Raw genomic sequence first — 26,954 nt, 5'->3', positions numbered from 1 at the left:
CGGCTAACTTTTTCTCCCGGACCACTTCTCGCGTGGGCGATTGCGTCCACGTCACCGAGGAGCGGGTCAGGGATACTGATACTCGGATTGCCCATCCAATAGCATAATAGCAATAGCTACACTTAGTTCTTGCTAACGTAGCTGTTGCCGTGATATTCTCATGCTTTAATGGCTGCTAGGGTTTTATTATGCCACAATAGCAATGTAGCAGCATGGCAAACCCAAGTATAAGTATTCCCGACGATCTGTTGGAGGATTTTGATAGGATTGTTGACGTAAAAGAGATGCTGGGCGAGCTGGAATCTGACAACCGAAGTCCAGTCATCCAAGAACTCATGCGCGACTACGTTGAGGAGAATGAGGAATACTTGGAACGATACGAGCAATTCGTAGAGGGAAACGGGAAAACGGCGACGGCACCGGCGACAGCTGACTAATCCAGTTCTGCAGTCTCTCTTACTTCAAACTCAACAGGCGCTTCTAACTCTGGATCCACAGCCTCGTAGACCGTCGCCTTCGTCTCACCGGGCATCTTGATCAAATTGTAGTCCGCTATTTTGTCGAGGTAGTTCCACGCCTGCCGCCAGCTCACTGGATCGTGACCGCGACCTTCGAAGATCGCCTCTTTTTGCTCGCCGTATATTTCGCGCATCTCGCCACCGGAGATCGGCCCGATCGCGCGCACGATTTCGTACAGCCGCTGGTGGGGCAGCGGCAGCGACCGCAGGTTCGCCTTCCTGATCTTCTGCATCGCGTGTTCGAACGAGTCGTCGATGTCCTCATCGTGGAAGTGGTCATGCCCGCGCTCGAGGGCCAACTCCGCAGCGGAGAGCACGGACTTAATCGCCCACCGTGCGACGCCGTTGGTCTCGTCGGCGATCCACTCGAGGTGCCCATCCTGGGTGGGGTCACCGGTGAGGCCGTGTTCGACGCGGGGCTCGAGGATATCGACCAGCTCCCCGACGGTGTACTTCCGAAACTCGATCTGGTTATCGCCACGGAAGCGCGACCGGAGATTGCGATCGACGCGGTTGAGCCACTTGACATCCTGGTGGGTGATCGCGATGACCGAGACGAGATCGACCGCAAACAGATCCTCGAGGACGTCCAGGTCGGGGATAACATCGGCCTCGTCGAGGACGACGATAAACGGGTCGTCGACGATCCGCTCGAGCGTTTCGACCAGCTCTTCACGGGGCTGATTCCGGTGGATGACTGTCCCGGCGGGGAACTTCTCGATCGCCTCGTGGAGGATTTCGTTCCCCGTTTTGCCCGAGCACTCGACCAGCGCCGAACTAACCGCGCCTCCGGTGCGGAGTTCGTCCACCATCCGACGAGCAGTCGCGGTCTTGCCCACGCCAGAGGATCCATGAATCAGGATGTCCTCAGCACGCCGGCCGACCGTTGCGGGCTCGAGCAACCGCGAGAGCGAGTTGAGTTCGTCATGCCGATGGAGGATATCGGTCCGATACTGATCGTCGAAGACCCACGGAAATTCAATCATGTCCTGACAATCTCGACTCTCCGACATAAGTGATGGAACACGGTTTCCGATAGTTCCGATACAGGATTTATCAGGAAAATCCGCCAGTACAACCATCAGGAGAATGGTTTGTCGTTTCCATTACGGTTTCCGAAAGCGCTACTCGCCGATCGCGACGCCAACGGACGCGAAAAGCGAGTTTTTTCGTAAAGCGAGACGTTTCCGATCTCTCTACTTCAGAAATCAATCGCACAGATGGTATTTCATATGGCTATTACTGCCGGCCACATCTATAACGCATATCTATTTGCAGTAATATATCATTCAAAACCTATGATTATATATGTTGATGGAATAATATACATTCTGTCTATGACGACAAACAGACGAAATTTCATCACAGGGGCAGGATTTGTAATCGCCGGAACGGTTGGCTTCGGTACGGTACTCGCCGACGAGCACGAGGTACCGATCGTGATAGCCGAAATCAATGCCGAAAACGAGACTGTCGTTCTCGAAAATACAGGAGATACCGATGTCGATCTCTCGGGCTACGTGATCGACTGGGAACACAATGACAACAAAAACCAGACTGATAGCCTTCCTGAGGAGACGACTGTTCCAGCCGGTGGGAAACTGACCATCGCATCCGGCTATACTGATGCCGAAAGCGACGTCACCTACGATTATGATAACGGCCGGATCAACAACGAAGACCCAGACGTGATTGCTCTTCTCACCGCAAGTGAGGAACTCGTCGCGACGAGCGACGATGAGGCTACTGGCGGCGAAGGTGGAAATGATACCGACGACGGTAACGAAACCGGCAACGACACTGAGGACCCCGAAGACGAGGCTGACGAGGACAACTCCGACGAGGAGGACTCCGACGAGGCCGACGAGGAAGACGATGACGACTCCACAGCTGATAACACTGAAGATGCTGACGGCAGCGATGAAAGTACAGAGGAGTCTACAGAAGAGGACACGGTAGCGGACGACAACTGCTAGCGCCAACGCTGCTCGCCACTCCGTTTTTGTGAGATCGTTGCCGGCCGACTCGAAGAGCGATTAAACGAGTTCGTGAAACAGCGCCTAGGGTGACTATTCGCTGATCACGACGTTGTCGATTGCGGTAACTGTGAACGTTACCCATATCTTCAAGCGCCATGGTATAGGATCCAACTATGCGGCCGTCACGGATACCAACGTACTGAGTTGATATCCGTGGACCCATCGACATCCATGGGCTCATCGGCCGTTATTAGCATCCTGCGCTCACCCACTCGGCGTGCTGGCCGAGTGGGCGCGAGCTTCGACACCGAAAAACAGCGATTTATCTTCGTCGATCGCGACGCCAACGGGCACGAAAAACGAGTTTTCGGAAACTGAGATGATTTCCGATGCTCCGAACTCTCCGTTGGGACTTAGTTCACAGCGAGGTCGACGTTTCGAGCTCGTAGTTGTCGAACTCGCCTTCTTTGAGAGTCGTCATGAGTTCGAAGGCGACCGTTTCGCCGTCTGGAACGTCGCTAAAGTTAGTCATCGAGTCGTCGACGCGCGTCCCTTCAGAGTCGTACAAGACGGCCGTCAGCTCGATGTAACTCTGTTCTTCTCCTGTGTTGTTCTGGATTTCGCCGACGATGTTGATTGAATCTCCGAACTCTGCGGCCTGGGTTTCGTGCTCGAGAATTTCGACAGACCCACCATCGTCTCCATTCCCGTTCCCATTGCCGTCGCCGTTCCCGTTGCCATTGCCGTTGCCGTTGCCGTTGCCGTTTCCGTCGTCGCTACCCGCACTGTCGCCGTCATCATCGCTCGAGGTACAGCCCGCGAGTACTGCCGTGGTAGTCAGTCCGCCGATACCTGCGATCGCCTTACGTCGTGTGATTCGATCTTCCATAATGCAACCCCACCGATGGTGGGACTCGGTTCGCCCGTGATGAAACGGGATACGCGTCCAAAGTGGACCGAACCGCGATCGGTTGTCGTACGGTCAATATATTATTTCGCCGATTTTCACCGACAGCGACATGTGTTACCAGTCTGAAAGAGGCCTCTGCGCTAGGGCCCGCGGAACGATGTCACGCCGTGGTCTGAGACGACGGCCGCGGGGGCCTCCAGTCCGACGTCGGCGACGATCTCGTGACCGACGATTGCCCAGACTCCGTCGCGGCGTTCCTCGACGAGACGGTCCCACTTGCAGCCGCAGTTGTCTCGAGGCTCGAGGCGGACTCGTCGCGGATCGCCCGAGTCGGGCGTGTACTGGAGTGCGATCTGGGCGTCGGTCATCGCGACCACCTTGGTTCGCCGTCGACGAACTCGCCGAGCCCGTCGTCGACGTCGGCGGGGTCGACCCACGCCGGAATCTTCCGAGCTCCCGTTTCGAATTGAACTCGATAGATATGCTTACAGACCCTCTGCCTATATTTGTGGTCGTCACAGAGACAGCGTGCGCCGGTCGGAGCCTCGAGGTCAACGATATACTCTCGCCCGCTCTCACTCGTCACCTCGAACATGCCGCTCACGTCACGAACAATGCCGACAGAGTCCATAACGGTCATACATTCCGTGAGAGCCTTTGTAGCCGGCCCGTCGATTACGTCGACCGATTCCGCGCTTCGAGCGACCGCCATCACTCTTCACCCTCCTCGTCGCCGTCTCGATCGTGCACGCTACTGACGACCTCGAGTCGCCCTTTCGGGAACGCGTACGTCTTCTTGTCCTCGAGGTTGAGATCGGTCCGCTGCGGGTAGACGACTTCGACGACGTCGTCCTTCGGCGGGTACTCTGGATTGAGGTCGGCTATCGTCGGACCACCCACCTCGATCTCGTAGGCGTCGGCCTGGAGCGTATCGAGGTTGACGACAACCATCGTCGCGTCGGGATCCTGCTCGTCCTGGACGTGATCGCCAACATTGATCGGTCCCTGATCCTGCTGGCCGCCGTCGGCGACCAGAATCTCACCCTCCACAGGCGTGACGTGTTCTGGCCCAGCGGTGGCCTTCGCTTCGGCCAGCTTTCGCATCTCGCGAGCACCCTCGCGCTCGAGTTGCTCTGCACGCTGCGCGACGTGGTCGTAGTCGCAGACCATCGGCATCTAAATCTCGCCCCTATTCGGTGCGCGGTGGGTCGTCTCGAGCCATCCTCGCTCGGTAGCGACGTAGGACATCCACCCCTCGAGCGGCCGTCCCTCGAGCGCTTCGACGTGCTCGGGCTCGGAGTTGATGTAGTCGCCGACCTCGTAGTCCGGGCCGACGTCGTGGACCGCGACCGTGCCCGACACGGGGTGATGAACGTGTGCGCTGTTCTCCTGGTCGACACCGACGACGAAGCCGATCTTCGCCGACAGAGTGTCAGTCGCATCCGCAACGTTTTCGGTTTGGGGTGTGGTAATCGACATTGGTCTCAGCGTAGACCGAGGTCGGTGTCTCAAGCACCGGCCAGAGTTTTCCTGGCGTCTCTCGGCCTCTACTTCATAGTCTATCGGCCAGGCACTTAATGCTTACTGTATATCGTATACACCCTAAACCGCATATACTGTTATTCGAGTATACGGTTAGCAGTAATATTTTAGTCAGTGGCTGTTATCTTACGACATGTGGTATTTATGGCAGCAACGCAAACACCCCAACCAATGGCCGAAGAAGGACGCGCGCTCATGACCGAACGCGAACGCGAGATCATCGCTGGAGATGCTGATGTCACGTCAAACTACCGTTACAAAGTCCAGTCGCTGGTCCGGAATCGGGTTCGAAAACAGTTCGGAGACGATGTCGAGGTCCTCGAGGAGAGCTTCTCCGAGGTCTACGAGATGCTTGTCGACGACGTCTGTGATCGGGCCGGTGGCGATCTTGAAACCGTCGCCAAAGAACTCGACGAGATCGAAGCAGCGTTCGAACGCGGCGATCCCGACGCGGCACGCAGCGCACTCGAGCGCGCCCAAGAAACAATTTCGAAGCGTGATCGTGATGAACGGTGAGTCCCCGAGCGGAACTGACCGGACGAGAGGTGGCCGCGACCCACGCGCTCCGCACTGGTTTGACTTCAACCAGATCAATGAACTCCCGAATGACTGGGGGTTCAAAGTCCTCGAGTGGGATGACGATCCGGACACCGACGGTGTTGACAATCGCGGCGAGGCCGAGGTCGTTCGCGGCGACCACCGGTTCGTCATCACGACATGGCTCCAGCCGCGCGAGTGCACCCACGACCGCTACTGGAGTGTTACCTACGAGATGGTCAACCAGGATGGTGAATCGGAACCGCTGTCGTTCCATATTAGTACGTTGCAATCGATCGCGCGGAACAACCTCGGCCACGCACTGGATGTCCTCGATAGCGCCGGCACGGAACCGCACGTCCTCGTCCGAGATTACAACGACGGTCCGCGCGAGACGTTCGAGTACCCCACGGAGCACATGGCCGAGAAAGCGGCTGACCTCCAAGTCGAGTTGAAGATCGGGAACAACGATCGGGACTACCTCGTCACCGTCCACTCGAAAGACGAGTGGCAGCAAACTCTCGAGCGCGAGCGTTCCCTACACACGGATACTGAACGGGAGGGGTCGGAATGAAGCTCAAGACGGAGGGAATCACGGCAGACGGAGTTGACGTTGAGGTTAGTATCACCGTTGAGGGCGAAGAGGAAGCGGCCGAAACGGTCCATATGCAAGCGCATGATGAGATAGCAAAGGCGTTGCAGGCTATCCAGAACGGTTCAGTCCCGTCTGAGTGTGACGGGATGCCGTGGTCTGTTGGCTTTGAACGCCGGGTAGAGAGTCTGGAGGAGTCGGAATGAGCACCCCGTGCCTACAGTACGATGAGGAGTTCAAGACGTTCAGCAGAGCGATGGAACACAACGACGAGATCGTCGATGAACTGGTGGGTGAACTCGGGAGCCACTACGGCTGGACCGACGAGGAACTCGAGGATGATCTCTGGAAGATCACGGAGTACATCGATTCGGTTTGCATCACCGAGAACTGAGCTAGGCAACATTATATCGAACTGTGGCCCCACTCCACGATCTCGACATCCTCGAACGTGGGCTCACTCTTCCCGCCGATCGCCGAGCGCTGCGGCGTCCAGACTGCCGCCGATACAGTCGAGACCGCACGGTTGCCCCCAGCGGACGAGGAGGCGATCGCAGCGCCACCGGATTCGAGCAGGAGAACTACCCACTACCAAGGCCTCACTACTTATCCCTCCTCCTGCTCACCGACCTTCGTACAATCGATCAGCAAGCTTCCGAGGAAGGTATTCTCCAGTCTTATCTGCTACAGCATCGATGTCATAATCGACCCGGTACCGGTTCACTGCGAGCGTCTCTAAATCGACAACAGCGAATGCGGATCGAGGATTCCTATCACGAGGCTGTCCCACACTTCCTGGGTTTAGGACCGTTGTCGAGCTGATCTCTTTCACGAACGGTCGATGGGTGTGGCCAAGAATCACCAATTCGGGACGGTCGTCGAACCAGAAATCGAGGGCTCGCTCGTTAACTTCCTCTTCCCAGATGTACTCGTTCAGCGGGTCGTCAGGAGAGCCATGAACCATGTAAATCTCTCTATCGTCGATAGTTTCCTCGAAGGCCAGATGGAGTGATTTGAGGTATGCTTTGCTCTCGGGTGTCAGTTGTCGTCTTGTCCAATCAGCTGCGCGCTTGGCGTTGATACTAAATTCTGAAGGCGTTTCATCAAGGACGGCAGCATCGTGATTTCCGATTATCGACCGGACATCGTGCTTCTGGAGCAGTGAGACGACCTCGTTCGGAAACGGGTAGTAACCAACCGCGTCCCCAGCACAGAGTATTTGGTCAACTCCGCTTTCAACTAACCCATCTAACACGACGCGTAGAGCTGGTGCGTTGGCGTGAATGTCGGAGATAACTCCTATTTTCATTTCCTATGTCAACTCGCTACAGGACCTCAGACTTGATGGTAGACAGGGAGGCTTTCCAGTCACCATAGATTTGCTTTGTCGGCTCGGTGAGCATCCCGAACTCATCTTCGATCTCCTCGTACAATTCCTCGGCGTCTTCCACTGTTTGCTCTGCGGTTGCCAAGCGTTCGTCGATCGATTTCTCGCGGTACTTCCGCGAGATATCGTAGCAAGACCAGATGTAGTGGTCCCACGAGGCGTCGCGCAGCGCCCAGCCGACAGTAGATGGTGGGTCAGAACCTTCGAAGAGCGGATCATCGTAGTCCGATGGTGTTCGGACTGTCTCGAGGTCGAATCCGTCCTTCTGATACATCAGATCGAGGTCTTGGTCCACTCGGAGTTCGTTCAGCAGTTTGTCTGAATAGTACTTGATGACCTGTCGGCCACCGCCCTGCTCGTTGTCGGGGTCCCAGCGTCGTGTATCGAACGCGCGGAGATTCACGTAGTGTCCGGAGGCGAAGGCATCTACTCCGATTCCAAGGTAAAGGTGAGCGACTTGATGGGTGTGGCCGACGACGACCTCGTAGTGGTTTTGCTTCAGGCTATTTAGCAGATCCAGAACTGAATACACGTTCGATGGACCCGTCAGCGGGTATCTGTTGTCTGTCTCGAATTCGGTAGACACATAGAACCCGTCTGGGTCCAGTCGTGTGGCATTGTTCAGAAGTTTGCTTCGCTGGCTCTTGTCATTTAGAGGTTGTTGATCGACCGGGAGCGATGCGAACACCGGGATGTTCCGCCCCTCTTCTTCAGCGATGTGAAGGAATATTCCCGTGAGCTCCACCCATTCTTCGATTTTCTGGTCGGAGAACGTATCCAGTATCCGTGCAGGTGCTATGTAGGCATCTACCTCCAGATCGTCTTGCAGGTCGACAAGTTCACGACAGAGTGTTTCGTTTTCTGAGCCGACGGCTACGGTATCGAAGGCGTCGCCCCCGAATTCTTGATGGTAGTCGTAGTGAGTGAATTTTGGACGGTCCGATCGTGGGATGTAGAACTGCGGGTCGAATAGTACGGTGCCGTCGTAGTTGTGGATGGTGTTCGAAATCCCTTCGTTGTCGCCTTTGCTGTAGTCGGCAGGGCTGAGGATTGCACCATCTGCGTAGCCTTTCTGGAGTAGATCTTCGACCATTAGGTGGCCGTTGTGGCCGATCTGGACGAGAAAGTTGGGTTCTTCAAACATGGGCATCACCTGTGATGTCGTTGAATTCTTGGCGTGCGAACTCTGCTTTTCGGAATCGTTCGTAGGGCTCAAATGAGGTCATTTTCTTGAAGAATTCGTTGAGTTCTGCTTCGAAGTCCGGGTCCTCGAGGTAGCCGTTCAGTTCTTTTCGCTCTTCTTGCAGGATCGCGTCGGGAATGGTGATGTCGATGTCATCAGGCGCGAAGGGGTGTTCCCCGGTAATGGATTCGAACATCACAATGCCCGTTGCGAATAGATCTGTTCGGCAACCCTGAATCTCTTTTTCGTTGTTCAGTTGTTCTGGGGCGGAGTACGCGTAGGTCCCGGGCCCATGCGGGGCGAATGTGGGTGTGAGGCTCGTTCGGTTCTGCATTCGTGCGATGCCGACATCGAGTAGCGTGATCTCACCATCCGGGCGGACCATGATGTTCCCTGGCTTGATGTCTCGGTGGATGATTTCGTCCTCGTCAAAGGCCGGCAGGACAGAGAGAAGTGATCGAGTGACATCGAGGCCAAGATCAGGGTCTCCGCCGTTCTCTTCGAGAACGCCTTTTAGTGTGTTTCCGGGAACGAATTCTTCGAGAAGGGCGAACACGTAGGTCCCATCGATTTCAGTGGCAGTGTGACCGAGGAGGTCTACCAGGATGGGAGAGTCGATCTTTTGCATGGTTTCGATCTCCCGCTTTGCGTATCCTTCGGCCCGTCTGTTGTCGATGGGTAGGATTTTGAATGCTATTGTCTGTCCTTGGTACTTTGCCTCGTACACTTGTTTATTCGCACCGCCCTCGATTTCACGCAGGATTTCGACGTCCTCGAAGTGGGTGGTGATTTGGTCGATGGTGAGTTCGCCGGACATACTAATCTGAGCTAGCGTAGACAGGGAGGTCGTCCCACATAGTTGTTTCATTCAGGCGCCACTTGTTCAATGGCGAATAGGGGGTTTGCCGGTCCGGGTCGTAGTGTACAAAGTACTGCTCTTCCTCCTGGTCAATGGAAACGAGGCCGACGTCGTATTCCTCGAATACGTCGATATTGTCGATTGCCCGGATGATGTATTCGTCGTCGAGGGCGACGTACTGGTAGTCCGAGAAGGATTTCGAGCGGAAGGCTTGTTTTACGGCCTTCTTCCAGTTTTTGAGTTTCAACTCAATGGAGTACGAACGGGTAATGTGACGTCGCAGGTGCGGGGCAGTGCGGATCTTCTCCTCAGGTAGCTCTTCAACAAACCCCTTTGAGATGAGCCATTTTAACGCGGGTTTCTTCTTCCGTTCGTCCATGGCTCCAAGTCGGTAGAAGTAATCCTTAGAGATCTCGTCGCGGCTGTGGAGGAGCAGGAAGGCTCGTAAGTGTGAGTCACGCTCAATCGGGTTGTTGATGCCGAGGACGTTGAGCCGGTGATCGCGGTATGTTTCTGACTCTTTGGTGAGAACGAGGTCCGTGCGGCCCGCACCATAGGAGAATTCGTCTACAACCTTTGTTGGGCCACCGGTAAAGCTGCTGTCCAATACCTCCTTAGCGACGGTTTTCATTTTTGCCTCTGATTCGAAACCCATGGTATAACCTCCGAGCTGAGTGGTTTGACCCTAACAGCGCCTCTGTTAGGTGATTGACTATCTAAACCCATTATAGGAGGCTAGAAAAGAATTGCGTTAAGAAATTAGACCACTCGATTGGCAAATTCGATCACGGAGTCACCTGCTTCTAACGCTGGCCCCTTGAGCGTCCCGTCCGGCTTCTCACGCCACTGTCTCAACTTTCTGAGTATACCATTAGTGTGCCTCCTGGATCGTGACCGTCGCTGTTTCGCCGCTCGATGCTGCCGTTGTCACGCGGACGCGGATGTTCGCGTCACCGACCTAGAACGTGTCGCGGATGTCCGTCGGATCGTCGACGTCAGCCTTCCAGCGCGGCGTCGACGTCGTATCGACGATCAGCTTCGCCGCGGTTCGCAAGCGCTGGGGTGACGAGTGGTCGATCCGAGCAACGCACTTCGCTGACGGGACGGCACAGGCCTACGTGTTCCGTTCGCGCGGCGTCGCCGACGACGATCGCGAGGAGAAAACGCTCAAGCAGGGACGGCTCTATACTGACGGCGACCGGACCGTGTTCCGACGCGTCCATTTCCATACGGAGGACGTCGTCTACATGCTCGAGGAACACGAGCTCGAAGCTGAAGCCGATCGCGACTGACTCCCCTTTCTGACGCACGCCTGACGTAATTTTAGCTGGCCACTGATTCTTTGGACGAGTGACGGCGTTGCCACTCGACGTTGCCGCCCGACACTGGATTTTGAGTCCGCACGCCTGAACCCGCGGCGCGCGAATGCACTTCGAAAGGCGCGAAAACGAGTTACTCTACAATCTCAACGTCCTCGAGCGTGGGCTCACTCTTCCCGCCGATCGCCGAGCGCTCACAACCCGACACGTCGATTGTTCCATCCCGAAGCGTCATCGGTCGCGAGCACAGCACACTCGAGTCGAAGTCCGATAGCGTCCCGTTGGGCGACTGATCGGTAATCTCGAAATCTTCAATCTCGATATCACCCGGATCACCAGACCCAGAGACTCGCAGTGTGTGATGCGCGTTTCGCTCCCCTGCGAAGACTTCGAAATTCTTGAGGATTGCTTTCTCACAGCCCGTCGAGATACGGATGAGTTCGTGATTCCCACAGGGTGCATCGATCTGGACGTCGGTTGCTATCGGCATCCCGGACTGCATCCAGAGCCCGCACGCGGGTTTCCGGTCGGTCATCTCATCGAATCTGACCGTCGCGCCCTCCACACTATCACGAGCCCCAAGCCGGATCGTACTGCCCGCGTTATTTTCTCCTGAAGCGTTGACCAACTCGTTCGGGCCGGGCGAGTTTTTGACGTAGTAGCCGTTGTCGACCCAGTTGCGGAGATCGCAGTTACTCCAGACTGTCCGTCCAAGGTGCGCCGGGTCCGCGCTCGTGGCGATCGCGTGACCAACCTGATGCTTTCGAGTCTCCGTATCCCCGTCGAGCATCCGGAGGTTATCGACACTCGCAACCCCGCTGCCGTCACCGACCATCTGGACCAAGAAGGTAAAGCGATTACCCACGCGCTCGAGCCCGCCGCCGAAATCTTGATACCGCGCTCGCTGGCCGACTAACTCGAGGTTGTCGAACGCCGCGAACCTCCGAATGTGCGCCATCACGAACCCGGTGTCGATCTCTCCGCGCTCATCCTCGCCGCGGATATCAAGCGTGATATTCCGGAGAATCGCCTCGTCGAGAGTTCCCCTCCGATGGCCGAGGTCGAACGCAAGATCGAGTGACCGATCGACATCGAGCACCATCCCCGGATCTTCCCCGATCAGAGCCACGAAGTCCCCCGAGGGGAGCTCGAGTGTTGAACTCCAGCGGGCACCATCGGGAACGACGAACGCATGGTGGACCGGCCGGGCAGCGAGATACCGCTCGATCTCCTTGGAGAGGTCTCCCTCATGGTCGATCTCGCTCTCGTCGACGACATCAACAACCGTCACGTCCGCCGGGATATCTGAGAGCGGATCGAACTCGCGTTCACGGTTGGAGTGATCCCCTCTCTGGACTCGGTCGAAACAGTAGCGGTAGTTCGATGTGATTTCGGAGTCGCCGTAGACGCCGCCCGTGACGGTTATCTCGCCGTTCTCGATGGGATACTCAATCGATGTCCGGCCTCGAGCGAACCGTCGTTCTTCGATCTGGTCGCCAGTATTGAATCTGGCGTCGGCGACGATCTCGACAGTTTCGCCGGCCTCAAGCTCGGCGTCGAGGGCGACCCACTCGCCAGGCATTGTACCGGCGATAAACTCTCGAGTGATCCGCTCGCCGTCCCGTTTGAGGGATACCCATCGGGCCGACCTCGTCATCGCCGAGAGTCGCACCGAGATACTCTCGAGTGGTTCTGTAATCACGATTCGGATTCCAGCCTGATCGCCGTGCCACGACTGTCGTTTGGTGTCTTGGCCTAATTCGAGTGGTCCCGATGGCACCGGTTCCGGCTCGGGTTCATCGGGCTCCGGACTCTCCGGTCCGGATTGGTCTTGATCATTATCACGGCCGTCGCGATCGATGCCGAGCAGTGCTCGGAGGAGTGCGATAATCGGATTCATTCGTGGTTCGAAGAGGTATCGTAGCCGGATTCCGCCGGTTCGGTGGTGTCACTATGCGTCGGAGATGTCTCGAGAGAACTCACAGGAAGAGGAAGCCCTAGTCTCGAGGACAGATGGACACAGATGCATCGCTGGCGATCACAGCGATGGTATCTGATTTCAACATTCGCACCAGAATAACCATCCCTGCCAGCGTCGAACTTCAACGCGAATCATGGCAGAGGAACGAGACAAGATGTCACAGCAAGTTGAATCGACGACGAACGAATCTGCGTACTCTCGCCGCCATGCGCTCCGTGCCGGGACTGGAGTAGCGGCAACAGCATTCGGTGTTGCGGCTCTCGGTGGACAGGCAGCTGCTCACTTTCCGGAAGATCTCGAGATCGATGTCCGGCCCGACTGTGATATTAATCGGATCGATCTGGAGAATCGTGACCTGATTCCAGTCGCGGTCTTCCAGACCGACGAGTTCGATCCGGCAAACGAACCGGTTCGGTACCGGTTTGGCGCACCGGACACCGTCAGTAATGGCGATGGCGCTCGACCGGTCGACGACGGCTACTATGTCGACCTGAATGGAGACGACCAGGCCGACCTCCTCATGTTCTTCCGGACCGACGAGACTGGCTTTGATAGCGAGGACTCAACGGCACGTCTCGTGTGGGAACGCACTGAAGAGGGTCAGCATGGGCTCGCCGGAACAGCGACACTGACGATCGTCGGCTAAGGCCTCTTTCCCACAGAGGACTGTCTAGAACGTGGAGTTCCCCTTTGATCGGATTCATTCGTGAGTCGCGGACGTATCGAAGCCGGGTTCCGCCGTCGTCGTCTAAAACAATCCTCGCCTCTACTTGGTCGCGATCGTCGTGACAGCCCCGGTATCGTCTTTTGCTTTCAGACCTCCGTCCGCTGAATCGACGAACAACTTCCAACCCTCGGTTGGGGCACTCGGCTCGGCGACCGGATCAAACTGCATATCAGCTGCATTGATGGCACTGTTACCCAACATGTTTAGCCGGTCCTCGATATTCAGGCCGCCACCGAGGGTCAACCGGCCGCTGATCGTCGTCGTGCCATCAGGGTCCATGATCAGCGGCGACGATGTCCCGGTATCGTCGACGTAGCGCAACATGAATCCGTCTCCGTACGTATTGTCGATGGTCGTCCGGTTGTTCCGTCTCGTGAACCGAGAGGCTCCACCGGCCGTCACTATCTGGAATCCTTTGCCACCGCCTTCGTTGGCGTACGCCGTGTCGGCCCTGACTTCCTTTTGGGAGATCGACCCGTAATTTGTCCCCTCCGTGTAGGGCCGATTGCGGAAAAACGAGAACTCAGTGATGTTGCCTGCTTCGTACTCTGCCTGCGGAGAGACAGCGGGCCACAACGACCCACTAATCTGGCTGAAATCGCAGCCGACGAACTCGAGGAACGGTATCTGGTCGCCTCCGTAGAGGTAGGGGCCATCGGTGCCGACGAACTTGCACCGCGTGAATTGGATGTTTCCGATATCTGTTGCTGTCGAATCACCTGGACCGATGATCGCAGTATAGCTGGCCTGACTATCGGCGTGCTGATGGAATCGACAATCCTGGAACGAGGCGTCTCCCGCGTTCACTCTGACGGGAGCCACTCCGATGTTTGGATTCCGTGTCTTGATCGAACAGCCACGGAAGACAGTATTCACGCGAGTTGTCCGAACCGTGGCCGACCGGATCGCGGAAGTCCCACTGTGATCGTTGACGATACGGACGTTATCGAGGGTCGCGTATCCCTCTCCGCCGGGCTCAGACTCCGTCGTCTCTCCAGAACTGGAGCTGCAGTCGATCGATAACTGTGCCGAGTTGTTGCGAATATAAACGTCTTGGAACTTGACGTGCTCGTTCTCCCCACGGGTTCGCATGACATCCGTGGCGGCGTAATCTGCTTCAACCCGGTAGCCGATCACGGCGGACCCTTGGCCATGCTCGATCTCGAGACATACTCCGCCGGCGTAGTCGACTGTCGATGGGTCCACAGTCCATGCCGTCCACCCGCCGATCGCCATGTCTCCTTTGCCGAGTCGGATGTTCTGGTTGCCGTTATTCGCCGTCATGCAGCCCATCGCGAGGGATCTCCCAGTACCATCTTTGAGATACATCCCATTATCAGGCCATCCACTCACCTGACAACCATTCCAGAAGATAGTTCCCTTGTTCGGTGGTTCAACACTTGCGCCGATGCAACCGTCGAAATTAGTTGAAACGTTCCCTGCGTCGCCGTCGCCGAGATAGAGACCGTTGATGAACGCGACGGAGTGGTCGTTGAGCATGTTAACCCGAATCCCATACTTCGAACCTCCGTATTCGTAATAGCGGCGCTCGCCGTTCAATCGGCAGTTAGTAATTTCGAGGAAGTCATTGACTGCGAATATCCCGAAGCCGAAGTTGTAGCCGTTCGTGGCATCGATCTCGCAGTTGACGTTCTTGATTTCGGCACGGTCGATGTTTGACGTATCGTACTGACCAACCACGAAGAACGCCTTATTGTTAGTCATGTCCGTCGTATCGCAGACGAACGTCGCACCATCCCCCTTACCTTCGATCGCGAACTGGCTCCATGTTGAATCGGGATTAAACTGCTGACTGCAACTGTATCGACCTTCGGGGAAGATGAACTTATTATTCGGATTGTCGAGCATGAACTGGACCACGTCACCCCCGGACTCATCGCCGGGGAACCCGTGTTCGGAGACGTCGATTTCGTTCCATTCCGCAGGGGACCAGCCACTGCCGAGGTCTGCCTGTCGAGCGATATGATCCTCGGCTGCAGGGGCGTTAGGCACCTCGACTCCGCTGTCGGTGAAACTCATGTACGTCGAGTTGTTTTTTGTGACGTTAACGGAGCCGGAATCGTAGTTAAACCCCCAGTCGCTCGAGCCGCTCGAGCCGGTCAGGGAGAGCGCACCAAAGGTCCCTGAGTCACTGATGACCTCATCTGCCTCGAGCACGCCGATCGAAACGTCGACCTTCTCGAGGTCAATCGGCTCGCCGTCGGCGTCGGGGATGTCTTCGACTTCGATGCGGATGACGCGCCCGCCGCGTGGGGCCGACCACTGTTGCTCGCCCTCGAAGCGGGCGATAAAGAGGCCGGCGTGAGTCCCCGTCCGGGAGAGCTGGTGTTTGTCGAGCTGGTAGCTCACCGCGCCTGTCGCGGGGTCGTCGACCTCGGCGCTGTCGTTGACTATCACTTCGTCTCGATCGGGATGCTCGAGGTAGAACCGCACCGAGAGGGCGTCGCTCAGATCGAGCGGGTCGCCGTCGCCCGTGGGCCGGTCGGGTTCGGTTCGGAACGTTGCCTCGAGCGGGAGGTAGCTATCCCCGCGGTTGCGGACGTAATCGGGTCGGGTGTGGGTTGACATGGTTGTATCTTGGCGGTCGCGTCGGCGATCTCTCGAGAATTAGACGGGGTTTCTTTCGGATTCTATACTACCGAACGTGACGCACACTACTTCTTCAAAAGTAGCCCGAAGAGTTATTAGACATCTGTAACTAATAGAAGATTGATGCCACCTGGGTTAATAATCGATAAGGTAGATCATTTTGAGATTTCAAATCCATTTATAACAAATTGCGATGTTGGTCTTGAGGTTACGGAGAACGCCAGATACGGGAGAATCACTGACGGGAATATCAGGAATAACTTAGTTGCTGATATTGCGTATACTGAAGACTCAAGGGTTAAGATCATCAACACAGTCGCTTACCGACTCTTCAACCTCACTGAGGGGTCTTTCAATTCCATCGATAGAGAACTCCAACCAATCGCATATCAACTCCTTGGGACACAAGATCTAGATATCCAACGTCTCCTCCTACTTCAGTTGCGGCAGAAAATTCTCGATAATTCCGATATTATCCGGTTAGTACGGCCGCATTTGACAGATATTCTTGATACCATTGAATGGGTCCTTAGCGATTTGATATAAGTTCTTATTTACAAAACACAGCGATTAGCTGATGGTAGTTCCATGATTCTCGGGTTTCAGATGCGATTACCTCACCGTCCGGATTAGAGACTGTAAGCGTCTGCTCGTCTGCTCGCAGTCCAGCGAGGGTCCACGTCCAGGTCATGCGATCCTCCCGTAGATCGTAAGCGTCGGCGCCCGAAACGCCACTTCTTCGCCACCGACCGAACGGATCCGATACTCGAAATTGATCGACCCGCTTTCCGGATCGATCACACCAATATCGGGTGTCTTTTCAGACCAATTGGCATCGGAAACACTGATAGCCACCGGCGATGAGATTGCGACTCCTGAGAAACTGAACAGTTCTACCTCAATCGTTTCTGTTGTCGGGACGTTGTACGATGCCGTATAACTCGCGCCGATCGACTCTATCCCACTGATCGAGTTCAGTTGTGTGAAATCCATTCGGATTCGGCCACTTCCAGCCAGTACATTGGTGAAATTCGTTGACGTAGTACTATGTGATCCAGTTCGCGCGATCGTCATCATCGGGATCCATTCGCCAGTATCCCCAATGACGCCCGTTATCGGTCCTCTATCGCCGAGATCTAAGGACATTGTTCTGACCGATTCGAGATCAGCCTCGGTGCCGTCACTCGAGAGGCCGCTGGTCCGATCTTGGAGTGACTCGACGTCCGACTGGTTCTGCGAGATCGCGGTTTCGGCACCGTCGATATCCGATTTGTTCGTAGCGATTTCGGTCTGATTCGTGTTAATCGCCCCCTCAACGTCGCCGATCGCACCGACACTTTGCGCCGCTGTACTGAACGATTCGGCCTCACCATGACCGATCCCTGTAACGTCGTTCCTCTCGAGATCCAGAGGCGATTCGACGGCCACGGCCGAGGCCGTATTCGCGCCGAGACGATTGACCCACAGATTCTCGAGTGTGAGATCCGGGTCGTCGTACTCTCGAACGTCAGCCTGCCGATCAAGGATCTCCCGAACCGGGATCTCCTTTGGTGACCCGGAGGGAACGGTCCGCGTCCCACCATCGACGTACTCGATCACCCACTCAGCTTTGTAGGTGCCGGCGAGAGGCCAACCACCGTTCATTTCGTATTCGACACGGCTCTCAGGACGGTCGACAACCGTCGCCTGGTCGGCGATGAAGATCTCACCTTCAGGGTCTTCGACGTAGAGGTGGACGGTGTCGTCCGCTCCGAGGGAGATGGGCGTCCGCCCGCGGGTGAGTTGGTCGTGGATAACTGGTCGGTCGTCGCCTCTGGCGTAATGGGTATACATGTGTGTGAGTGGGGTGTTGTCTCGACTGGTGGTCTGCTGGTCTACACGTCGGGCCGGTCGTGGAGCCACACATCACCGAAGTCGGCTTGCACTTCGTTCGAGCCCCGAAAGCCCAACCGTCCGGGCTCTTGCGGTACGACGCCGCTACCGTCGTCATTGGGATGGTCAACCGAGTCCATATCCACGAGTTCGGTGACGCTATGCTCTCCCGCGTCCCACGATTCGATCGTCAGATCCGCGGGGAGATCGCCGCCGTTGAAAACGAGAACGCGGATCCCGTTGTTGCCGTGGGCCGCCTGCGATCGCCACTGGACGACGACGTCGAGCATGTCGCCCGACACGATATCGAGCGTCCCATATCCTGATTCAAGGGCGGTCGCGACGTCGTAACGATCCGGGCGGACCTGGATGCGGGGCTGGACGTCGTTCCCGATCTCAAATTGGTATCGGGGATAGCGGTCATCGCCGCCGCCGAACAGGACCCAAGTCTGCCACGGGCCGTCGCCCGTGAGGTTGAAGCGCTGCCGGAAACTGAAGGTGTCTCCCGGCTGGGGCCACGTCTCGAGGGCGGGTTTGCTCGACTGCGGAGACGCCCACCCTTCGAGTGTCCGTCCGGACTGCTGTCGCCACGCCTGTTGTGCGCCGCTCGGGAACGCCGCATCTTCGGTGACCTGTCCGGTCTCCTGGGTCCAGAACGTATAGGGCGTGAGATTTCCACGCTCGTAGGTTTCGATCACCTGGCGGCCAGCAGATGCATCAGAATAGACGCCTGAGCCGCCCGCGTAGACGCCCGACGTGCCGCCGTAGACCGGCATCGGTCAGGCCCCCCGTTTGGTCCGGCGCTGATCACGCTCGAGGGCTTTGATCGACCGGCGGACGCTATGGGGCTCGTCGAAGTTGAGCGTCCCGTCGTGGCTTCCCCGCGAGATCCCGAAGTCCGTTCGTTCGAGCGTTTGTGGACTGCCGGCGGACTCGACGCCGATCCGCTCGCCGTGTGCGCCGCCGACAACATCGTGCACTGTCTGGTCCGCTCGGTTGGGACCTTCGTGGAGACGCCAGCGGTGCTGAAGCGGTCGGCCCGGCGAGTCCTGGCCGTCGGCGAGCAGCTCGTAGCCTCCGGCCTCGAGTGGGCGGTCGAACAGCCGGACGTCCTCGAGATAGCCCGGGTAGTAATCGGTCCCCCAACGGCCAAGATAGACCGGTTGTGACCCGGATGCGTTGATTTCACCGTCGAACGTAAGCGTGTCGACGATCTCTCCGTCGTGACCGCCACGGACGGATGTCGTGTTACTCGCTGGATCGTAGTCCCAATCCCAGTGATGGAGATGCCAGACGCCGTCCTCTGGTCCGGCGTCGAACGATCGAACGGCCGCCCCTCCAGCGTTGGTCTCGAAACGTAACTGGGCGTACTCCGAGTTCGTGGTCCGGATCGGAGCGCTGCCGATCATCCGCACATCGGCATCGGCGAGAGTAGACCATTGGGCCCGGGCCCACATTGTGAGCGCTCCCGAGCGAGTGCGGCGACTGAAAACGTCGTTCCCGATCTCGATATGCGCGTCGTTACCGTCGAACTGTGCCGAATAGGGGCCGACCGCCCGCAGGTCGTCGAGCTCGTCGATCGTATAGGCATATCCGGGGTCGAGCATCGTCGCAGTCGTGTCAATCGTGGCGCTCCGCTCGTCGTTCTGGATCGCCTCTTCGACGATCGACTCCGCGCGCCGAAGGCACTGCTCGTTGCTATCAAGCGAGATATCGCGTTCATCTGTGAGGGCGATCGCATCCTCTCGGGGGATGCCTTCGTCGGCCATGATCCGGTCGACCTCGTCCTCGTCGATGAACACGTCTCCGTATCTCGTCCCGTCCGGTCGCGCCGCCCCGATCACGCGCGCCGCGTTATAGTATCCCGTCACGTCGCGTTTGGTTTTGAGGTTGATCGTCTCCCACGCACCCGGGCGGACGAGTCGTCGTGCCGGGAAGGCAGTCGCTCGTCTCAAGCGACGGCGGTCGATAACGAACTTGAAGTTGAACTCGTCGTGGATCTCCTGGAGTATTTCCTTCGGCGATCCATCGGAGTTAAACTCGCCGACCGGCTGTGGATTCGCGGATGGCACGACGTCGACGTCCCACTGTGGGGCGACCGCGTTCCAGCACTGCTCGATCGCCCGCCATCCTTCCGTGCTTTCGACGCCGAAATCGTAGCTGTTCTCGTCGAGGAAGGCCCCGGAGTCGCGGCCCTTGAGCGTGGTCGACCAGCCCCTATCGTCGGTCTCGATCACTTCGAGCCGGCCGACGAACTCGACGCGCTCGTCAAACGTGAGCCACGCGATCGCCCGTCCCCAGTCCTCGAGATCGCGGTTGCCCGAGACTTCAATCGAGAAGTCTGAAATCGCTGAGTGTTCGCGGACTGGCGAAACGTCGACAAGATCCTCGATCTCGAGTGCCTCGGGTCCGAGTTGCGTTCGATGTTCGCCACGGACGATCGTCAGCGCGAACCGGCCGGGAACCCGAAGGAGATCGTCGTCGCTGCTCGGTCGGTCGCGATCGCCGAAGCCGGCGACGCCGGGGAACGGCCCGCCCGCCGTCATCGGGAGCGGATCGCCCGCCGTCCGCGGGAGGGGTTGCGTGAGATCCGATGGAAGTGGTCGACTCACTATAGCACCTCGAATTTGCAGTATGCTCCGACGCCTTCGGGGGCCAGGATATCGGTCCCGCTCTGATTGCTGATTCGGAGCTGGTAGACCGCGTTGCCCGTGCCGCCAGCGGTCGTGCTCAAAACTGGGTTGCCCGTCTGTCGGAGCTGATTGGCCGCCTGGATCACCGCGCCATCGGGGCCAACGAGTTCGACCGAGACATTGGCAGGTGGGGCCGAGCCTCCGGTCCCCCCAGATCGAGCGTCGTCGACGTGCGTCATGCCCCACTCGAGGACGTCGATCGTCGCGCCCGCCCCGACTATGATCGGGAGCGAGCGCACGTCGCCATCTGCAAGACTGGATAGGGGGAGCGTCTCGGTCCGCTCGTCGACTGATAGCCCTGCAGGGTTGATCTCCGGCAGACGTCGATCCTCGATATCGTCGACAGAGATCGAAGCGCCGGGGATGCGCCAGACGACCGCGAGGACGACGCCCGCCGTAAGCGTGTGCGTGGCGTGGGGTTGTGGGACTGGGGCCTGTTCGCGCTCGAGCGGGTTTCCGTTCTGGTCCTCGTAGGGCTCTCCGGGATCGCCTTTGAGAACGTCGATATCGCCGGCGCTCGTCGCGTAGACGACGTCCCGACGGCGGTGAGCCGAATCTGCGACAGGGTCGATCGTCGCGACGTCCGAGGAAATCGTGACGCGCGTCCCGTCGATCCGGACCTCGCCTGGAGCACACTCGACGCCGTCGCCGCCCGACGCGGGGGAGACGGCACACGGCCCCTCCTGCGGGCCGGCGTTGGCGGGCAAGTCGATGACGCCGTAGCCGGCGGTCGCACGGGCGAGCTGGTTTCTGTAGAGAGCGTCCCACGCGTCGCCGACCTGCGCGTTGAACATTTAGAGTGCCCTCCCCGCGAGTTCGAGGTCAGTTCGGACACTCTCGCGGTCGATGTACTCCTCCATCGTGGCGATGACTGTGATCTCGAGTGAGAGCATGAGGTAGGCCTGCTGATGTTGGTTGGAACTGCTGTAGCCGTCGATGACGCCCCAGATACCGGCCGTTTCTGGATGCTCGTAGCTCGGCTCGAGGCCGACGAGCAAGCTGGGAGCGCCAGGCGGAGTCTGCTCGACGAACTTTTCAGGGCCGAACGGGGGTTGTTTGATTAGTGTCCGACCGGCGAACTCGCAGTGTTCACGGAGGCGTTGGTAGCGATCCCGATATCGATAAGGGAGCCCCTCGTCGGCGGGTGCCGGATGGAAAAGCAGGTCGACTGACGCGCTCGAGCCGAGGTCGGTATTCTCGACGCCGCCGTCGACGTCGGCGAACGTAATGACATCCTCGAGATGGATGTACCAGGTTCCGGTCGGTGCTCGGCGTGGGTAGTCTATTGGCATCGATATCTGTGGTTGTCTCTGTTTTAGTATCGGCGCATCTCTCGCTCGTCACGCTCGTCGAACTTCGCGATCGCCATATCGGCGAGTGTCTCGGCTTGGACCCACGCATCTTCGGGGAGCGATCCGAGGTCGATCGTGACAGTGGTATCGCTATCCGAGGGATTCCTCGAACGTGCTGACGACGCTTTCGGATGGGACGATAGCGGTTGCGATGTCGATCCGGGCGGCGTTGTCAGCGAGCTCCCCGCAGGCATCGGGTCGGCTGCCGTGTCCATAAGCGAGGAGACTGCTCGTCGAAGATCACTCCCTTTCTTGAGGGCGTGCTTTGCAAGTGTCTTCGGGAGCGCAGCGCCGGCTTTGTCTAGGTCACTCAATGGTCCCTCTTTCGCCGGTGAGAAGGGCAGGTACTTCCGCGCCTTCCCGACCGTGTCTGCCACGGCGTCCTTGATAGCATCCGGCGCATCCGTGATACCGTCAACCATAGCATCAATGAGACCCTCTCCAGCGTTTGTAAATTTGTTCGCGAAGCCGTCGACTTTGTCGAGAGCTCCGTTGATGAGGTCGCCAAACGCGCCCTTGACATCCGTGAGTGCACCGCCAGTGATATAGTCGACAATATCTCCGATCATATCGGGGATCAGACTGTTCCCGATTAACCCCTCGTAGAGACCCTCAAACGCCGCCCAAATGACGTCGATGAGCTTTCCGAAGGCGGTTTTAATATCGCTCCATGCCTGTCCGCTGCCGATATAGGCGGCGACGTCGCCGATGAAAGTCTTGATAATACCCCACAACTCACCGCTCGCTCCCATCAACGAGATAAACTCATTCTTGGTCGCGGTCATGATCGCACCGAACGCGGCTTTGATGTCGCCTTTCGCGTCGTTTTTGAGCCAGCCGGCTAGGCTTCCGAGGAGTCCAGTGACCGTTTTCCAGATCCACTTTCCAGCACCGAAAATTCCGAGGAGGATCGTCCGAATTCCGCGGCCGATCGCCTTGAACGCCGCCTTTACGTCGTCAGTCCCGATGCCAGATATCCACTCAGTGATTGCGTTCCATCCTATCGAGACGATCTTCTTGAGCGCGGTGAACGCCCCCGAGAACGCCGTTTTGATGTTATCCCAGAGCAGGCCGACGATACTTATGAGCGATTTCTTGACCGACTGCCAGTCGCCCTCGAGGACTGCGAGGCCGACCGAGACGATCTCTTGAATAATGCTGATCGTGTTCTGGAAAATCGTCTTTATCGAGTTCCACAGCGGCCGGACGACCGCCATAATCGTACTCTTGTGTTCCTGCCATGCTCCGGCGATCCAGGAGAAAAACGGCCGGAGAACGCTGTTCCAGACTGTCGTGACGATTGTTCCGATGCGATCGAAGACGATGCTCCAGACGGTTGCCGCTGTCCGGATGTAGCCGATCAGTCCGTCGGCGATCAGCGAGATGAGTTTCGCGAAATACGGCTCGACGAACGTCACGAACGCGCCGACTGCGGATTTTATCTGATTGAAAATCGAGACTCCATCAGACCGAAGCCACTCGATAGCGGGTTGAAGGGCAGTGCGGAAGGCCGAGACGACGCGCATCGTCTGGTCGCGCATCCCCCCGAAGTTCGTCGCGAAGGCAGCTGCCAGGCCAGCGATCGCGAGAACGACAAGGCCAATCGGTCCAGTGAGAGCAGCGAACGCTGTGCCGAGTCCCGTCGTGGCGGCGGATAGATAGCCTAACTGCGAGAGTAGCAACGCGCCACCGCCGACGAGGCCGCCGATCGCGGTCGTGATAAGGGCGACCGCGCCAGCCACGCCGCTTGTCGATTTGTTGAAGGCCTGGAACTCAGACACGACGCTCGAGAGCCAATTGACGAGTCGGGTCAGCGGCGGGAGGAGAACGTTCCCGATCGAGATCCCGACGTTCGTGAGCCTGTTTTTCAGTAGTTGGAGTCTGTTGGAAAACGTCTTGCTCGCTGTATCGAACTCTGACGTGAGCGATCCGCCTTCCTTGAATTGTTTATTTGTCTCATCCAGCCCGGTATTCAGCCCGTCGAGATTTTGACTTAAGGACGAGAGTGCCCCCCGACTCGTCGTCGAGAGGGCTTTCCGAAGTCCGTCAGCGGCCGCCCCTCCCTCTCCCATTTCTCGCGCCATCTGTTTCATGAGCGCGGTCGGGTCGTTCGACCGCATCTCCTTGAACTCGGTCGCGGTCATCCCGAGCGCGCCAGCCAGATCATTGACTTTCTTCGGGTTCATCATTTCCTGGCCGAGCCGCCGGAGGCGCGTGCCGGCGATTCGGGCCGATGACGAGACCGTGTTCATCGTCGCGTTCAACGCGAGAATGTCCTGACTTGAGGCCCCCATATTCGACAACGAGCCGGCCGATCGCGTAGCGGCGTCCGTGATCTCGCTCGAGGACGTCGCCATGTTGTTCGACAGGGCGTTGATCGAGTCGCCGATCTTCCCGACTGCAGAGATCGGTTCTCCCATCAGGGTCGTCATACGGGCGAACGAGTCGGCGGCCTCCTCTGCGGTGAGATCCGTCGCCGTCGCCATCTTGGCCGTCGTCTCCGTAAATTGACGGATGTTATCGGTACCGGAGACACCGAGCCGACCGGCCTGCTCGGCGATCCCCGCCAGCTCAGTCTGAGCGAGGGGCATGGTGCCGGCCATGTCCTTGATGGCCGATCCCATTTGCCGGGCTGTCTCGGGATTCGTGACTTTCTCGAGGTTTGTCATCGCGCCCTGGAAGTCGCTCGCGGCCTGGACGCTCGCCGCGAGTCCGCCGGCTGCCATCGCCCCCGCCGCGACACCCGTTGCTCCCATCGCTGACTTGAGGCCGCCGAGTGAGCGTTCCGCTTTGGATACGCCGCTTTCAACGCCGCTGCTATCCAGCGTGAGCTCAGCTCGTAGCTCTTCAAATGCGCCTGCCATATTTTATCTAAAAGTCATAGTTATCACTCGGGCGGTCGTATCACTGGGCATGGACGAAACGTTCATTTGTGAGGAGTGTCGCGAGTCGGTCAACGAACAGGCGAGCACCTGCCCGCACTGCGGCTACGATCCCGGTAGCGAAATGAAGAGCCAGGCGAAATGGCGGCTCGGCGTCGGGGCGCTGCTCTGTCTGACTATCGTCGGTGGGGTCGTCGGGATACCGCTCGTGGTCTCTGGGTTACGGCACAGTAGCCGGGCGGAGAAGGAAACGCCCGCAACTCCGGCACAGGGTTAGCCTAATTGTCGGCCTTGTCCTTCCGTTCCTCCCACTCGGCCCACGCCATCCCCTCGAGCCAGTGGCGTTGAACCGGATGGAGTTGTGCCCACTGCCACGGCAGGCAGTGGAATTTCTCGGAGAGTAACCAGTAGTAGAAGCTACCGATTTCGCTGCTGACGAAAGGTCTGTAACTCCTCCTCCGTCATGTCGGCTCTTTCGGAGGCCTCCTTGAGCCGCATAGCGATCCGACCCGCGCTCTCGCGCCCGTAAGCCTGGATCCAGAACTCCTGTGTGAGGCTGTCGTCGGTCGCGTGCTCGGAGAGCAGCTCGATGAAGCGATCGCGGTAACCCTCGACCATTTCGAGCGCCTCATCTTCGGTTATGTCGAGCTCATCCTCGTCTTCGACCTCTTCGACCTCGTCGGCGAGCTCGATCACCTCCGTTCGGATGTCTTCTACCTCGTCGCGCGTCTCGCCGAGCATGATCCGGAACTCGACGTCGATGTCGTCGAGCTCGAGGGAGACGGTTTTGCGTTCACGGGCTTCGAGAATCTCGTCCGCGAGCGACATGGCCTCCTGGCGCTGCTCGGCCTCTTGCTCGCGCTGTCGTTGCATCTCCTCCAGTGAGTCATTCGCCGACTCAGCGTTTTTGATCGCCATGATTAGGCCTCGGAGTAATTCGGCCAGACGCCGCCCTCAACCCACATAACGAGCGAGACCGTCGGTGGCGTCGCCGACATGTCAACCTCGGGATTACGGACCTCCACGTCTCCCAGTCGGTGGGTGAGCTCCGCGTCTGCGGGGAGCGTCACCGTTGTGTAATCGGGTTCGTCGCTGAAGTAGTGCACCTCGATATAGGCGTCCGGACCGAGCGCACGGTCGGACGTATCGAAAGACATTCGGCCGTTGCTATCCTGGATACCGAGGAGTTCGAGCGCACTCGTGTCGGTCGCCATCGCCGTCGCCAACTCAAAGTCGACAGAGTTGTTCGTGGCGATCCGATTAGTCCGCCGGTACGCTCCCGGGTTGAAGTCTTCATTCTCTTCTTCGATTGTCAGAGTAGCGTCCTCTTTCGTGGCGTGTGCCAGTACTGTGCGGACAGGTGTGGTCCCACTCTCGTCGACGTGGACGATCGCAAGGACTGGGCCCTCAACCTCAGCGCTACTGATGAGTTCTGCCATTGTGTTGTATCTCTCGTTTGTGTTTATCCGCAAACTGCGGCCGGTATCCGCCGGTTCGTTGCCTGCCGATGCGCCGCGTTATCCTATCCGAAATTCTGGATGTCGAACTGCTGGACCGAGGCGTATCGATTGATATTCTCGTCCCAGAGCGGCTCGAACGTTCCACCACTCTCGCCGCGGGCGATCCACGGCGACGCGTGGGTAGTCAGCACGGCCGACACCTCGTCACGGACATCGTCGAGCCATGCATCCCCCTGCCGCTTGAACGTCTGCTCGCGGAGTTGGATCGTCGTCTGGACGACCAGACGCTTGCGCTCGTGGTGGTTTTCGCGCTCCGACGAGCCCGTGATGACGCCGACTCCTATAGCGACCCCCGGCGTCTCCAGATCGTCCGACTGGTTCTGGATTCGGAGCCGGAACGACGGGTTGATGACGTCAGTCGCGTCGTCGACGTCGTCGGTCTGCTCGAGGAGCGTCACGAGTTCGGTGTGCGAGCGCAGCCGATCGATCACCGACTCGCGAAGATCCCCGACACGACCCGTGGCGCGTTCCGACTGGTTGCTACTCATGGG

31 protein-coding genes are annotated in these 26,954 nt (G+C 58.0%); 10 read left to right on the top strand and 21 right to left on the bottom strand.

Features of this window, described 5'->3' with window-relative positions:
• The first annotated feature begins 212 nt into the window (after positions 1 to 212).
• The gene (locus PGX04_RS13785) at positions 213 to 437 is read left to right on the top strand and encodes a CopG family ribbon-helix-helix protein (protein ID WP_273739038.1); all 225 of its coding nucleotides are present in this window, start codon (positions 213 to 215) and stop codon (positions 435 to 437) included.
• Here the strand turns inward: PGX04_RS13785 and PGX04_RS13780 are convergent.
• Entirely contained in the window at positions 434 to 1,504 is a 1,071-nt protein-coding gene (locus PGX04_RS13780) for a Cdc6/Cdc18 family protein (protein ID WP_273739037.1), read from the bottom strand. The genes PGX04_RS13785 and PGX04_RS13780 overlap by 4 nt on opposite strands.
• Before the next feature lie 246 nt (positions 1,505 to 1,750).
• Between PGX04_RS13780 and PGX04_RS13775 the strand changes: the two genes are divergently transcribed.
• Positions 1,751 to 2,494, top strand: a complete 744-nt coding sequence (locus tag PGX04_RS13775) for a lamin tail domain-containing protein (RefSeq protein WP_273739036.1) — start codon at positions 1,751 to 1,753, stop codon at positions 2,492 to 2,494.
• A gap of 421 nt (positions 2,495 to 2,915) precedes the next feature.
• Here the strand turns inward: PGX04_RS13775 and PGX04_RS13770 are convergent, their stop codons facing one another.
• The 5 genes from PGX04_RS13770 to PGX04_RS13750 form a co-directional block, all read right to left on the bottom strand.
• Positions 2,916 to 3,386, bottom strand: a complete 471-nt coding sequence (locus PGX04_RS13770; RefSeq protein WP_273739035.1) for an FxLYD domain-containing protein — start codon at positions 3,384 to 3,386, stop codon at positions 2,916 to 2,918.
• A gap of 161 nt (positions 3,387 to 3,547) precedes the next feature.
• On the bottom strand, positions 3,548 to 3,775 hold the full coding sequence (locus tag PGX04_RS13765; RefSeq protein WP_273739034.1) for a hypothetical protein: 228 nt from the start codon (positions 3,773 to 3,775) through the stop codon (positions 3,548 to 3,550).
• A complete protein-coding gene (locus PGX04_RS13760) occupies positions 3,772 to 4,119 on the bottom strand; it encodes a hypothetical protein (protein ID WP_273739033.1) in 348 nt (115 codons plus the stop codon). The genes PGX04_RS13765 and PGX04_RS13760 overlap by 4 nt, the downstream gene beginning before the upstream one ends.
• Positions 4,119 to 4,583: a hypothetical protein gene (locus PGX04_RS13755; protein ID WP_273739031.1), complete on the bottom strand. Its 465-nt coding sequence runs from the start codon at positions 4,581 to 4,583 to the stop codon at positions 4,119 to 4,121. The genes PGX04_RS13760 and PGX04_RS13755 overlap by 1 nt, the downstream gene beginning before the upstream one ends.
• A complete protein-coding gene (locus tag PGX04_RS13750; protein ID WP_273739030.1) occupies positions 4,584 to 4,886 on the bottom strand; it encodes a hypothetical protein in 303 nt (100 codons plus the stop codon).
• Between the two features lie 234 nt (positions 4,887 to 5,120).
• On the opposite strand from PGX04_RS13750, the gene PGX04_RS13745 reads away from it, so the two are divergent.
• The 4 genes from PGX04_RS13745 to PGX04_RS13730 are packed head-to-tail and all read left to right on the top strand — an operon-like array spanning position 5,121 to position 6,472.
• On the top strand, positions 5,121 to 5,465 hold the full coding sequence (locus PGX04_RS13745; RefSeq protein ID WP_273739029.1) for a hypothetical protein: 345 nt from the start codon (positions 5,121 to 5,123) through the stop codon (positions 5,463 to 5,465).
• Complete coding sequence (locus PGX04_RS13740; RefSeq protein ID WP_273739028.1) at positions 5,455 to 6,060, top strand: hypothetical protein; 606 nt, start codon at positions 5,455 to 5,457, stop codon at positions 6,058 to 6,060. Before PGX04_RS13745 ends, PGX04_RS13740 begins: the two co-directional genes overlap by 11 nt.
• Positions 6,057 to 6,284: a hypothetical protein gene (locus PGX04_RS13735; protein WP_273739027.1), complete on the top strand. Its 228-nt coding sequence runs from the start codon at positions 6,057 to 6,059 to the stop codon at positions 6,282 to 6,284. The genes PGX04_RS13740 and PGX04_RS13735 overlap by 4 nt, the downstream gene beginning before the upstream one ends.
• Positions 6,281 to 6,472, top strand: coding sequence for a hypothetical protein (locus PGX04_RS13730; RefSeq protein WP_273739026.1), 192 nt, complete (start codon positions 6,281 to 6,283; stop codon positions 6,470 to 6,472). Before PGX04_RS13735 ends, PGX04_RS13730 begins: the two co-directional genes overlap by 4 nt.
• Positions 6,473 to 6,700: 228 nt before the next feature.
• Here the strand turns inward: PGX04_RS13730 and PGX04_RS13725 are convergent, their stop codons facing one another.
• The 4 genes from PGX04_RS13725 to PGX04_RS13710 are packed head-to-tail and all read right to left on the bottom strand — an operon-like array spanning position 6,701 to position 10,162.
• Positions 6,701 to 7,387 (bottom strand): metallophosphoesterase family protein, encoded by a 687-nt coding sequence (locus PGX04_RS13725; protein ID WP_273739024.1) that lies wholly within the window; start codon positions 7,385 to 7,387, stop codon positions 6,701 to 6,703.
• A 16-nt stretch (positions 7,388 to 7,403) separates the two neighbouring features.
• Positions 7,404 to 8,609 (bottom strand): hypothetical protein, encoded by a 1,206-nt coding sequence (locus PGX04_RS13720; protein ID WP_273739023.1) that lies wholly within the window; start codon positions 8,607 to 8,609, stop codon positions 7,404 to 7,406.
• Complete coding sequence (locus tag PGX04_RS13715; protein WP_273739022.1) at positions 8,602 to 9,465, bottom strand: serine/threonine protein kinase; 864 nt, start codon at positions 9,463 to 9,465, stop codon at positions 8,602 to 8,604. Before PGX04_RS13715 ends, PGX04_RS13720 begins: the two co-directional genes overlap by 8 nt.
• Position 9,466: 1 nt before the next feature.
• Positions 9,467 to 10,162, bottom strand: a complete 696-nt coding sequence (locus PGX04_RS13710) for a hypothetical protein (protein WP_273739021.1) — start codon at positions 10,160 to 10,162, stop codon at positions 9,467 to 9,469.
• Between the two features lie 319 nt (positions 10,163 to 10,481).
• Here PGX04_RS13710 and PGX04_RS13705 point away from each other — a divergent pair, with 319 nt between their 5' ends.
• The gene (locus tag PGX04_RS13705; protein WP_273739019.1) at positions 10,482 to 10,799 is read left to right on the top strand and encodes a hypothetical protein; all 318 of its coding nucleotides are present in this window, start codon (positions 10,482 to 10,484) and stop codon (positions 10,797 to 10,799) included.
• A 160-nt stretch (positions 10,800 to 10,959) separates the two neighbouring features.
• Here PGX04_RS13705 and PGX04_RS13700 read toward each other — a convergent pair whose 3' ends face one another.
• On the bottom strand, positions 10,960 to 12,483 hold the full coding sequence (locus PGX04_RS13700) for a hypothetical protein (RefSeq protein WP_273739018.1): 1,524 nt from the start codon (positions 12,481 to 12,483) through the stop codon (positions 10,960 to 10,962).
• A 457-nt stretch (positions 12,484 to 12,940) separates the two neighbouring features.
• On the opposite strand from PGX04_RS13700, the gene PGX04_RS13695 reads away from it, so the two are divergent.
• On the top strand, positions 12,941 to 13,453 hold the full coding sequence (locus PGX04_RS13695) for a hypothetical protein (protein WP_273739017.1): 513 nt from the start codon (positions 12,941 to 12,943) through the stop codon (positions 13,451 to 13,453).
• A 120-nt stretch (positions 13,454 to 13,573) separates the two neighbouring features.
• On the opposite strand, the gene PGX04_RS13690 is transcribed toward PGX04_RS13695, so the two are convergent.
• Positions 13,574 to 16,123, bottom strand: coding sequence for a BppU family phage baseplate upper protein (locus tag PGX04_RS13690; protein ID WP_273739016.1), 2,550 nt, complete (start codon positions 16,121 to 16,123; stop codon positions 13,574 to 13,576).
• Positions 16,124 to 16,267: 144 nt separating this feature from the next.
• Between PGX04_RS13690 and PGX04_RS13685 the strand changes: the two genes are divergently transcribed.
• Positions 16,268 to 16,690 carry a hypothetical protein gene (locus tag PGX04_RS13685; RefSeq protein WP_273739015.1) on the top strand — a complete coding sequence of 141 codons (423 nt, stop codon included), beginning with the start codon at positions 16,268 to 16,270 and terminating at the stop codon, positions 16,688 to 16,690.
• Positions 16,691 to 16,831: 141 nt separating this feature from the next.
• Here PGX04_RS13685 and PGX04_RS13680 read toward each other — a convergent pair whose 3' ends face one another.
• Genes PGX04_RS13680 through PGX04_RS13655 form a run of 6 tightly spaced genes read right to left on the bottom strand, consistent with a single transcriptional unit; the run spans position 16,832 to position 24,817 of the window.
• Entirely contained in the window at positions 16,832 to 17,977 is a 1,146-nt protein-coding gene (locus tag PGX04_RS13680) for a hypothetical protein (RefSeq protein WP_273739014.1), read from the bottom strand.
• Positions 17,978 to 18,018: 41 nt separating this feature from the next.
• A complete protein-coding gene (locus PGX04_RS13675) occupies positions 18,019 to 18,792 on the bottom strand; it encodes a hypothetical protein (RefSeq protein ID WP_273739013.1) in 774 nt (257 codons plus the stop codon).
• Between the two features lie 3 nt (positions 18,793 to 18,795).
• Positions 18,796 to 20,628, bottom strand: coding sequence for a LamG domain-containing protein (locus PGX04_RS13670; protein WP_273739012.1), 1,833 nt, complete (start codon positions 20,626 to 20,628; stop codon positions 18,796 to 18,798).
• On the bottom strand, positions 20,628 to 21,503 hold the full coding sequence (locus PGX04_RS13665; RefSeq protein ID WP_273739011.1) for a hypothetical protein: 876 nt from the start codon (positions 21,501 to 21,503) through the stop codon (positions 20,628 to 20,630). The genes PGX04_RS13670 and PGX04_RS13665 overlap by 1 nt, the downstream gene beginning before the upstream one ends.
• Positions 21,504 to 22,001 carry a hypothetical protein gene (locus PGX04_RS13660; protein WP_273739010.1) on the bottom strand — a complete coding sequence of 166 codons (498 nt, stop codon included), beginning with the start codon at positions 21,999 to 22,001 and terminating at the stop codon, positions 21,504 to 21,506.
• 23 nt (positions 22,002 to 22,024) lie between these two features.
• Positions 22,025 to 24,817, bottom strand: a complete 2,793-nt coding sequence (locus PGX04_RS13655) for a phage tail tape measure protein (RefSeq protein ID WP_273739009.1) — start codon at positions 24,815 to 24,817, stop codon at positions 22,025 to 22,027.
• A 157-nt stretch (positions 24,818 to 24,974) separates the two neighbouring features.
• On the opposite strand from PGX04_RS13655, the gene PGX04_RS13650 reads away from it, so the two are divergent.
• Entirely contained in the window at positions 24,975 to 25,220 is a 246-nt protein-coding gene (locus PGX04_RS13650) for a hypothetical protein (protein ID WP_273739008.1), read from the top strand.
• A gap of 140 nt (positions 25,221 to 25,360) precedes the next feature.
• On the opposite strand, the gene PGX04_RS13645 is transcribed toward PGX04_RS13650, so the two are convergent.
• The 3 genes from PGX04_RS13645 to PGX04_RS13635 form a co-directional block, all read right to left on the bottom strand.
• Entirely contained in the window at positions 25,361 to 25,861 is a 501-nt protein-coding gene (locus PGX04_RS13645) for a hypothetical protein (RefSeq protein ID WP_273739007.1), read from the bottom strand.
• 2 nt (positions 25,862 to 25,863) lie between these two features.
• A complete protein-coding gene (locus PGX04_RS13640; protein WP_273739006.1) occupies positions 25,864 to 26,382 on the bottom strand; it encodes a hypothetical protein in 519 nt (172 codons plus the stop codon).
• A gap of 83 nt (positions 26,383 to 26,465) precedes the next feature.
• Positions 26,466 to 26,951, bottom strand: coding sequence for a hypothetical protein (locus PGX04_RS13635; RefSeq protein ID WP_273739005.1), 486 nt, complete (start codon positions 26,949 to 26,951; stop codon positions 26,466 to 26,468).
• Positions 26,952 to 26,954: the final 3 nt, after the last annotated feature.

The sequence above is a fragment of the Natrinema soli genome (genome assembly GCF_028618695.1).
Note: the sequence above shows the minus strand (reverse complement) of the source record. Positions and strands in the feature narration are given on the sequence as shown.